This is a genomic window from Streptomyces sp. NRRL B-1347, assembly GCF_000720325.1.
Taxonomy (GTDB): Bacteria; Actinomycetota; Actinomycetes; order Streptomycetales; family Streptomycetaceae; genus Streptomyces.
In genome coordinates this window covers 17,136-26,883 of record NZ_JOJM01000082.1, presented here as the reverse complement: position 1 = coordinate 26,883, position 9,748 = coordinate 17,136, and the positions used below count along the sequence as shown (strand labels likewise).

Annotated in this window: 10 protein-coding genes; 2 read left to right on the top strand and 8 right to left on the bottom strand. The window is 75.6% G+C overall.

The features are described from left to right. The first annotated feature begins 70 nt into the window (after nt 1-70). A complete protein-coding gene (locus tag IG74_RS0139510) occupies nt 71-2,170 on the top strand; it encodes a bifunctional glycosyltransferase/CDP-glycerol:glycerophosphate glycerophosphotransferase (protein ID WP_030687455.1) in 2,100 nt (699 codons plus the stop codon). Between the two features lie 84 nt (nt 2,171-2,254). Here the strand turns inward: IG74_RS0139510 and IG74_RS0139505 are convergent, their stop codons facing one another. From IG74_RS0139505 to IG74_RS0139470, 8 genes are all read right to left on the bottom strand, one after another. Beyond that, complete coding sequence (locus tag IG74_RS0139505) at nt 2,255-3,004, bottom strand: ABC transporter permease (RefSeq protein WP_030687453.1); 750 nt, start codon at nt 3,002-3,004, stop codon at nt 2,255-2,257. Next, nucleotides 2,997-3,944 carry an ABC transporter ATP-binding protein gene (locus IG74_RS0139500; protein WP_030687451.1) on the bottom strand — a complete coding sequence of 316 codons (948 nt, stop codon included), beginning with the start codon at nt 3,942-3,944 and terminating at the stop codon, nt 2,997-2,999. Before IG74_RS0139500 ends, IG74_RS0139505 begins: the two co-directional genes overlap by 8 nt. Next, on the bottom strand, nt 3,941-4,552 hold the full coding sequence (locus IG74_RS51515) for an ATP-binding cassette domain-containing protein (protein ID WP_051856346.1): 612 nt from the start codon (nt 4,550-4,552) through the stop codon (nt 3,941-3,943). The genes IG74_RS0139500 and IG74_RS51515 overlap by 4 nt, the downstream gene beginning before the upstream one ends. Beyond that, entirely contained in the window at nt 4,549-6,252 is a 1,704-nt protein-coding gene (locus tag IG74_RS51510; protein WP_030687447.1) for a hypothetical protein, read from the bottom strand. The genes IG74_RS51515 and IG74_RS51510 overlap by 4 nt, the downstream gene beginning before the upstream one ends. Beyond that, entirely contained in the window at nt 6,249-6,767 is a 519-nt protein-coding gene (locus IG74_RS0139485) for a hypothetical protein (protein WP_030687445.1), read from the bottom strand. Before IG74_RS0139485 ends, IG74_RS51510 begins: the two co-directional genes overlap by 4 nt. Before the next feature lie 40 nt (nt 6,768-6,807). After that, nucleotides 6,808-7,512 carry a hypothetical protein gene (locus tag IG74_RS0139480; protein WP_030687443.1) on the bottom strand — a complete coding sequence of 235 codons (705 nt, stop codon included), beginning with the start codon at nt 7,510-7,512 and terminating at the stop codon, nt 6,808-6,810. Nucleotides 7,513-7,813: 301 nt separating this feature from the next. Then, a complete protein-coding gene (locus IG74_RS0139475; protein WP_030687441.1) occupies nt 7,814-8,407 on the bottom strand; it encodes a stage II sporulation protein M in 594 nt (197 codons plus the stop codon). A gap of 93 nt (nt 8,408-8,500) precedes the next feature. Beyond that, nucleotides 8,501-8,782: a hypothetical protein gene (locus IG74_RS0139470; RefSeq protein ID WP_030687439.1), complete on the bottom strand. Its 282-nt coding sequence runs from the start codon at nt 8,780-8,782 to the stop codon at nt 8,501-8,503. 329 nt (nt 8,783-9,111) lie between these two features. On the opposite strand from IG74_RS0139470, the gene IG74_RS46690 reads away from it, so the two are divergent. After that, nucleotides 9,112-9,747: a response regulator transcription factor gene (locus tag IG74_RS46690; RefSeq protein ID WP_037826862.1), complete on the top strand. Its 636-nt coding sequence runs from the start codon at nt 9,112-9,114 to the stop codon at nt 9,745-9,747. Nucleotide 9,748 lies beyond the last annotated feature (1 nt).

Genomic DNA, 9,748 nt, shown 5'->3' with positions numbered 1-9,748 from the left:
CTTCGCGCCGATCACCCCTACGAGTGAGGGTTCTTCGGCGGTCCGTACGCATTGGCTACCGTCGGTGCGCATGTCGCGCTTCTCCGTAGTCGTGCCCGTCCACCGCGTCCAGGGCTATCTCAGGGAGTGCCTTGACTCGGTGCTCGACCAGACCTTCGACGACCTCGAACTGATCGTCGTCGACGACGCGTCCCCCGACGGCTGCGCGGACATCGCCGCCGCGTACGCGCGCCGCGACCCGCGCGCGCACCTCGTCCGGCTGCCCGAGAGCCGGGGCCCCGGGCCCGCCCGCGACGCCGGGGCCGCCCGCGCCACCGGCGCCTACCTGCTCTTCCTCGACGGCGACGACCTGCTGCTCCCCGGCGCGCTCGGCGCCGTCGACGCCGCGCTCACCGGGGCGGGCGACCCGGACGTCCTGCTGTTCGGGCACGACAGGCTCAACTGGTGGGGCGACGTGCGCGCCGGCCGCGACGACCTGCCCTGCGACCCGCTCGCCGTGACGCCCGCCGCCTGGAACCGCGTCGTGCGCAGGGAGTTCTGGACCGGGCAGCGCCTGGCGTTCGCGGCGGGCCCCTACGAGGACGTGGTGCCCGCGCACCGGGCGACCCTCCAGGCCGGGGACCGCGTCTCCGTGCTCGACCGGGTGTGCGTGCGCTGGCGCGAGCGGCGCGTCGGCGGCTTCGCCAACGCCCCCGGCGAGCGGCACCTCACCGTGATCGAGCGCTACGAGGAACTCTTCACCGGCAGCTACGACCGCCCGGACGCCGTCGCCCGGCTCTACCCGCACGCCGTACGCCATTTGCTCGCCGTCCTCGGCGACTCCGGGCGCGTCGCCCCGCGCGACCGGCCGGAGTTCTTCCGCCGCGCTTCGAGGCTGCTCGGCGCGCACCGCCCGGAGGGCCACGAGCCGGCCTCCGCCGAGGAGCGCGCCCTGACCGACGGCGCGCACCGCGCCTACGAGCGCCTGGAACGCTCCGCGAGCCGGGGCGCCGCCCTGCGCGCCCAGCTGGCCCGGCGCAAGAAGCAGCTCGCCGCCCGCGTCAAGCGCACCGCCTACCGCGCCGAGCTGCGCACCGCGCGCCTCGACCCGCAACTCGCCGTGTACGGGGCGTACTGGAACCGCGGCGTCGCCTGCAACCCGGCCGCCATCCACGCCAAGGCCCGTGAACTCGCCCCGCACGTCAAGGGCGTCTTCGTCGTCTCGTACCACCACCGGCACCGGGTCCCGCCCGGTGTCGACCACGTCTTCGCGGGCTCGCTCGGCTACTGGCGGGCCATGGCGCGCGCCACGTACCTGATCAACAACTCCAGCTTCCCCGGCGGCTTCACCAAGCGCCCCGGCCAGGTCTACCTCCAGACCCACCACGGCACGCCCCTGAAGAAGATGGGCATGGACCAGCGGCGCTACCCGGCGAGCACCCACAACCTCAGCTTCCAGCGCCTCATGGACCACGTCGACCAGTGGGACTTCAGCCTCTCCGCGAACCCGCACTCCACCGAGACCTGGGAGCGCGTCTACCCGTCCGCGTCCTACCGCGCCCTGGAGCTCGGCTACCCGCGCAACGACGTCTACTTCACGGCGACGGACGACGACGTGCGCCGCGTCCGCGAGGAACTCGGCGTCGACGACGGCCGCACGGTCCTCCTGTACGCGCCCACGCACCGCGACTACCAGAAGGGCTTCCTGCCCCGGCTCGACCTGGAGCGCTTCGCCGCCGCGCTCGGCCCCTCGTACGTGCTCCTGGTCCGCGCCCACTACTTCTACGGCGCCGACGCGGGCCTCGCCGCGCACCCCGGGATCGTCGACGTGACCGGCCATCCGCGCGTGGAGGACCTCTGCCTGGCCGCCGACGCGCTGGTGACGGACTACTCCTCGCTGATGTTCGACTACGCCTGCCTGGACCGCCCGATCGTCACCTACGCCCCCGACTGGCAGGCCTACCGCCTGGCCCGCGGCACGTACTTCGACCTCCTGTCGGGCCACGAGGGCGACACCCCGGGAGCGGTGGCCACCACGGAAGCGGACCTCACCGCCCTGTTCCGCGACGGCACCTGGAACACCCCCGACACCACCCGCCTACGGTCGGCCTTCCGAGCCCGCTTCTGCCCGTACGACGACGGGGGAGCGGCGGAGCGAGTGGTGCGACATCTCTTCTTGGGCGAGGCGTAGCTGCCCCGCTTTTAGGGGCGCGGGGCTGTGTCGATATGCGGCTCCGCCGCGTGGGCGCGAACAACCACATACAACCCGCAGCCGCTAACACTCCTGACGCCGCAGAACGAACCGCGCAACCACAACAGCCAGCACAACCCACAGAAGCAGCACCCCACCACCGGCCAAGGGGGTCAGGTCGCCCGCGTCTTGATGCCCCTGCATCAACCGCAGCCCGGCCCGGTCCGGCAGCAACCGGGCGAGCGGCCGCAACCGAGGCGCCGTAGCCATGACCCCGGAGACAACGAACAGCAGCGGAAGGAGCACCCCGAGCGCGGTCATGGACCGCCGCACCATGAACGTAAGGGCACCGGAAAGGACGGCGAGCAACCCGGCATAGACCCCCGCGCCGGCCACGGCGCGCACGCCCTCGCCGCTCAGCGGAAGGCCCGCGCCGAGCACCGCGCTCCCCGAGAGCAGCGTCACCGCGCCGGTGGCAAGACCCCAGGCGACCCCCGCGAGGCCGAGCAGGGCGAGCTTGGCGGAGAGGAAGAGGCCCCGCCGGGGCACCGCGGCGAGGGTGGTGCGGATCATGCCGGTGCCGTACTCGTTGCCGACGGCGAGGACCGCGAGGATCACCAGCGGCACCTGCCCGAACTGCAGGCCCGTGAACGTCAGCCCCACCGGGTCGAGTTCGCGCTGCCGCCCGGCGTCCGCGGCCCGGTACTCGGGGCCGATCAGGGCGCAGAACAGCAGCCCCACGGCGATGGTGAGCGCGCTGCCGAGCGCGAGCAGGGTCCAGGTGGAGCGCACCGAGCGGAGCTTGATCCATTCGGCGGCGAGCAGGTCACGCATGGGCTACCGCCTCCTTCCGGGGGGCGTCGGTCGCGGGAGCGGTCGCGCGGTACTCGGCGGCGCGCGCGGTGAGCCGCAGGTACGCCTCCTCCAACGACGGCCGTACGGGGGTGAGTTCGTGCACGCTCCAGGCGTGCGCGGCGGCGATGTCCCCGATGCGGGCGCCGGTCAGGCCCGTCACCGTCGCGGTGTCCGGCGCGTCGTCGTACGCCACGTCGGCGCCTTCGGCGCGCAGGGCGGGCGCGAGCGCGTCGAGCCGCGGCGACACCAGGCGGACCGCGTCCTGCCCCGCCGTCAGGAGCGCGGCCATGTCCCCGTCGGCGAGCACCCGGCCCCGGCCGATCACCAGGACGTGGTCGGCGGTGACCGCCATCTCGTGCATGAGGTGGCTGGAGACCAGGACCGTACGGCCCTCGTCGGCCAGGGCGCGCAGGAGTCGGCGCAGCCACTGGATGCCCTCCGGGTCCAGGCCGTTCATGGGCTCGTCGAGGAGCAGCACCTCGGGGTCGCCGAGCAGCGCCACCGCGATGCCGAGCCGCTGCCGCATGCCGAGCGAGAAGCCGCGCACGGGCCGGCGCGCGGCCGTCGCGAGGCCCACCAGGCCGAGGACCTCGTCCACCCGGGCCGCGGGGATGCGGTGCGTGCGCGCCAGCCAGGCGAGGTGGGCGCGGGGGCTGCGCGCCGGGTGGCAGGCCGAGGCGTCGAGCAGCGCGCCCACCGTGCGCAGCGGGTCGCGCAGCCGCGCGTACGGCACGCCGCGCACCAGGGCGCTGCCCGCGTCCGGGGTGCCGAGGCCGAGGACCATCCGCAGCGTGGTGCTCTTGCCCGCGCCGTTGGGCCCGAGGAACGCGGTGACGCTCCCGGGCGCGGCCGTGAACGACAGGCCGTCCAGGACGCGCCGGCCGCCGTAGGACTTGACCAGGTCCTTGACCTCGATCACGCGGCGGCCTCCAGGGTCAGGGTGCGGTCCACCAGGCCCGCGACCGAGGTGTCGGAGTGCGAGACGACGACGAGCGTGCGGCCCTCGGACCGCCACCGGGCGAGGTCCGCGCGCACGGCGCCCTCGGCGGCCGCGTCCAGGCCGTTGAACGGCTCGTCCAGCAGCACGAGCCGGGGCGCGTGCGCGGTCGCGCAGACGTAGCCGAGCTTCTTGCGCTGGCCGAGGGAGAGTTCGCCGACGAGCACGTCGAGCCGCTCGCCGAGCCCGAGGGCCGCCGCGCGCTCGCGCAGCTCACCCGCGGGCACGCCCCACACGCCCGCGGTGAAGCCCAGCTGCTCGGCCGCGGTGAGGTGCTCGTACAGCGGCGGCGGCTCCTGCACATAGCCGCGCAGGGCCCGCACCGCGGGGTCGCCGGGCGCCCGCCCGTCGACGGTGACGCGGCCCGAGTCGGGCGCGGTGAGCCCGGCGAGCACCCGCAGGAGCGTGCTCTTGCCGCTGCCGTTCGGCCCGGCGACGCGGACGGCTTCGCCCGGCGCGACGCGGGCGGTCAGGCCGCTGAGGACGTCCGCCGTGCCCCGGCGGACGACGAGGTCGTCGATGTCTATCACTGGAGCGCTCCGGCTTTCTGCTGGCGGGCGGAGGAGTCGGCGGGCGCCGGGGCGGCGGGCGCCGCCTTGGGCCCTGCGAGGTCGCGGGCGGCGACGGCGCGCAGTACGGCCCAGGCGCCCGCGAGCGCGGCGGCGAGCAGCACGGCGTGCGCGAGCCGGGCCGCCGTGCCGTCGGCGAGGGCCTGGCAGAGCCCCGCGCCCGCCGTGACCGGCACGGTGAGCAGGGCCACGAACACGCCCTCGGTGACGTCCGCGGCCGGGGCCCGCGTCACCCGGCCGTCGGCGAACGTCTCGGCGCGCGGCACGCAGAAATACGTGAGGACCGTGGCGCAGCCCGCGCCGCAGGCCACGGCGGCGAGCGCGAGCAGGGTCTGGGTCCAGGCCGCCGCGCCCCGCACGCCGCACAGCGCGGCCGCGCCCAGCGCGAACGGGCCGATGGCCGCGCCGACCGCGGCGGTGGCCGCCCACGCCTTCGCCGCCGCCCAGGCGCCGGTGGGGCGCGGCGACTGGCGCAGCGCGTCCCAGCACTCCCGGTCCGCCTCGATGCCGCAGACCTGCACGACCTCGCTCGTCGTGATCAGCGCGACCGCCACGAACAGGGCGCCGACGGCGGCCGGGGGCAGCTGCCACACCGGCTGACCGTTCGTCACCACGACGGCCGCGCAGACCGCTCCGGCGAACGCGCCGAACCGCTGGAGCCGCAGCAGGCCGCCCACGGTCTCCGGGTGCCCGCGGAGCAGCCGCAGCCAGGTCACGCGCCACACCGCGCGGTACGGCGACGCGGGCCAGGCCCCGGTGGCGCCGGTGGCCGCGCGGGTGGTCGAACCCGCGGTCGCGGTCGCGTCGCGGCGGACGGTGGCCCGCACCCGCAGCACGGCGAAGGCGGCGAGGAGCAGGGTGAGCGCGGTGTACCCGGCGGCGGCCGGGGCGAGGGCGCCCGGCTCGTGCAGCTCCGTCCACAGCTGGGGACGCGAGGCCGTCACGGCGTCCCCGAGGAGCCGGGCCACGTCCTGTTCGGAGGGCCCCGAGCCGCCCCCGAGCGCGCGCACGAACGGCGCGGCCACGACGCCGACCAGGCCCCCGCCCACCAGGGCGACGGCCAGGCGCGGCAGCTGCGGCACGCGCACCACGCGCACCATGAGCGCCGTCACCAGGGCCACGCGCAGCGCGACGCCGCTCGCCGCCGCGCCCGCCGCGTGCACCGCGAGGACCGGCAGGGCGGCGCGCCCCTCGGCCCCGGCCGCGAGCCACGGCACGGCGATCGCGGCCGCGGCGGTGAGCAGGCCGAGCGCGATCCCGGCGGCCGGGACGACGAGCCGGGCGGTCACCAGCTGGGCGCGGGACACCGGAAGCGTCCGCAGCACGCTCGCGTCGGGCGGGCTCACCAGGGCGCGGGCCTTCGCCGGTTCCGCGCTGAAGAGCTGGAAGAGGAACCACAGGGCCACGGGCGTCCAGGTCCACGTGGCCAGGTCCGTACGGACTGCGGGGCCCGGCGGCGCCAGGACGCCGAGGGTGCGGCCGAGCACGACGAGGGTGCCGAGCACCGCGGCCGCGCCCGCGCAGACGACGACGCGCGCGGCGCTCCGGCGGCGCCGCGCCGAAGGGCCCGTACCGGCGAGGAGGTTGAGGCGCCGCCGGGTGTCGGCGAGCCACAGGGCGTGGACGGTGCGCGGCCAGCTGCCGCCCGGGCGGGCCGTCATGCCGCCTCACCGGCGCGGGCCCCGCCGAACCGTTCGGCGGGGCAGAGCACGGTGGCGGGCACGATCAGCGCGACGAAGGCCACGGCGAGCAGCTTGGGCGCCGTCGCGGACGGCAGGTACAGCGCGAGGACGCCGAGCGGCGCCCACCACAGCACCCCGCCGACGATCATCAGGACGCTGCCCCAGCGGGCCACGGCGACCAGCAGGCCGACGGTCAGCAGCACGACGCCGCTGACCAGCCAGACGACGCTGAGCAGCTGGAGGACGCCCATCACGTCGTCGGGGTCGCCGCTCAGGTCGGCCGAGGCCTCGACGGCCCGCCGCGTCGCGTCGGCCGTGGCCCGGAACGCGGCGAAGTAGGCCACCGCGCACACCCCGGCCGCCGCCGCGAGCACCCCGCCCGCGATCCGCACCCCGGGCCGGGCGATGCCGTCCACCACCACGGTCCAGCAGCGCAGCGCGAACTGGAGGAGCCGGGGGTTTCCCAGGGTGGCGAAGAAGAGGCGGTGCAGCATGGTTCTCCGGGGCGGTGCGTGGGGGGGGGGCGGGGAGGACTCAGGAGGGGAGCAGCCAGAGCGCGGTGGCGTAGGCGGCGGTGACTGCGGCGGCGGTCGCGGCGGCGCGCGGCCACGCGGACCCGGCGGCGCGGGCCGCGAGCAGCAGCGCGCAGGGCAGCAGGGGCAGCCAGGCGTCGAGGTGCGTCACCGTGGGCACGGCCCGCGACACGTCGTGGCCGAGCGCGAGGCCCGCCGCGGTCCAGGCGGTGAGCTTGGCGAGGACGAAGGCTGCCCAGCCGAGCGTGAACGCCCGCCGCAGCCGGGTGAAGTCGTCTGCCCCGCCCGCGCCCTGGACGTCGCCGGGCAGCGGCAGGTGCCGCGTGGCGACCGCGCCGAGCGCGCCCACGAGGACGCCGAGCAGGCCGAGCGTCAGGACGTTGGCGAGCAGGCTGGTGCACCAGGCGATGCTGGTGCCGATGCCGATGGCGCCCTCGGACGCGGTGTCGACGCGCTCCACGACCTTGTCGTGGATCTCGCCCCACAGCGGCACGCTGAACCCGGCCGTGGCGACGATCAGCGCGCTCACGCCCAGGGCGTGACCGCGCCGGGTCAGCAGGCCCTGGCCGAAGGAGCCGGGCGCGGACCCCGCGCGGGCGCCGGAGGCGGGGGCCGCGGCGGCGCCGAGGCCGTCGGGGGCGTCGTCTCCGTAGGCGGGCAGGCCCGCCGCGCCGGTCGTCCTGGTGGTACTGGTCGTCCCGGTCATGCTGCCCGTCCCATCCCGATCGTGCCGTCCGTCTCAGAAGTCTCGGCGGTGCTGAACGCCCCACCGCCCACGGGCACCGCTCCACCCGCGGATGCGCCGCCGGCCGCGGGTGTGCCGGTGGCTGGGGGCGCCCCACCGGCCGTGGAAGTTTCGCTCCTGGTGGATCCCCCACCAGCTCCGGAGCACCCACCTGCGGTGGCGGCCTCGCCAGCCGTGGAAGCCCCACTGCCCACGGCGGCCCCGCCAGCCGTGGAAGCCCCGGTCGCCCCAGAAGCCCCGTTCATCCCCGGCGCCCCCGCCGTCACGTGCTCACCCAGGTCTCGATCGCCGCCGCCACCGTCAGGCCCGCCAGGGACACGCCCCACAGCAGGCACGCGTCCTGGAAGCCGAACCGGCCCCGCGCGGTCACCTCACGCGCGGGCCGCCGCCCGAGTCCGGCGCGCGCCCACGTCACCAGGGGCACCAGACCGGCCGCCGCGGCGAGCGCGAGACAGGCCAGTTCGAGCGGCATGTGCGGCAGCAGGTGCCGTACGACGCCCTGGGTGCCGAGGACGGCGCTGCCCTGGCCCCAGTAGTAACCGGCGAGCGTCCCGGTCAGGAGGGTGAGCGGGATCGTCATCACGCCGAGCGTGGCGACGCCGAGGAAGAGGGCCGCGGAGACGCCGACGTTCCGCGCGAGGATCTCCGCGAACAGGCCCCAGTCGGCCTGCTTGGGGGCACGGCTCACCCCGGTCGGGTCCGCGGGCGCGAACCACCAGCCCGCGCCGAACGCGGCGAGCCACAGGAGGGCGCCGCTGATCACGGCGGGCCACTGCCGCCGGAAGAGCCCCGCGGTCGCGGACTTCCAGCTGCCCATGGCCGTGGGCCGGGCGATCGGCCCGGTCGTCGTATCCATTGCCCCTGTGTCTCCGCGTCGTCTGGTGCCACCGGTCGGTCCCGCCGGGACCCCGCGGCTGCGGGGTCCCGGCCGGATGCGCTGCCTCGGGACTTAGGCGATGACGGCCTTCTTGCCGCCCTTCTTGATGGCCTGCTTGACGCCCCAGATGATCACGGAGCCGACGGCCAGGCCGCCGGAGACCAGGCCGATCGCCGAGGCGACGTCCATGCCGGTCATGATCGACTGGTAGACGACCGAGGCGGAGTCCTTGCTCATGTTGAGCACGTTCTTCAGGAAGAACGGGGTGGCCGTGGCGGCCACCATGAAGGCGCCGAAGACGGTGGCGGCGACGGCGGCGGTGGTCAGGGGACGGCGGGTGGCCGAGCGGTTCATGTCGCGTGTTCCTTTGGATCGATTCATTACGATCGGACGCGTGCCCGCCCCGATTGGCGCGGGGCGGGCACGTCCGGTTCCCGGGCCGGCGAGAGCGCCGGACCCAGTAACGATCTTGTGTGGGATCCCTGGGGCGCCCTACTGCCTGTTGACGGGGCCGTTCGGCAGTTACCGAAGCGTAGGGGTGTCAAATCCGGACATAGGCCCAGGAGTTGGCTGCGGGCTCATACGAGCGCATCGCCGCACGTCAACGCGGCGCCGCTGGGGTAGGTTGAAGCCCGACCACATATTGACGACTTCTTGACTAAATGGATCGCTCGGGGGAGCCCATGCTGAACGTGACGGTCGCGCACCACCACCCGTTGATCCGCAGGGGGCTCGCGCAGTCCCTCGCGGAAGCCGGGGACTTCACGGTCACCTCATTCGGAGACGTCGACGGAGTGCTCGCGTGGGTGCGGACCGCGCCGGACTCGGTCGTCCTGGCGTCGCGTTCCCTGCCCGGCATCGACCGGCTGCTCGACGCGGTCAGAGGCAGCGAACCGCCCCGCGTCCCCGTCGCGCTGCTCGGCGAGGCCGCCGTCACCCGGCCCACCGTCGTGGGCGTGCCCCCGGGCGTCTCGGGCTACCTCCCGGAGGACGCCGACGTCCGCGCCCTCGCGCACGCCGTGCACACCCTCGCCTCCGGGGCCGCGGTGCTGCCCGCCGCGTGGATCCACCGCACCGGCGCCACCACCCCCCGCGCCGAGGCGCGCGACGCGCACGGCGGGGCGCCGCTGTCCCTGCGCGAGCGCGAGGTCCTCGCGCTGGTCGGCGAGGGCCTGACGAACCAGCAGATCGGCCGGCGGCTCGGCCTCAGCGCCGGGACCGTCAAGTCGTACATCAGCGCCGTGTACGCGAAGTGCGGCGTGGACAACCGCGTCCAGGCCGCACTCTTCGCCCACGGCATCGAGCTCTCAGCGGCCTGAG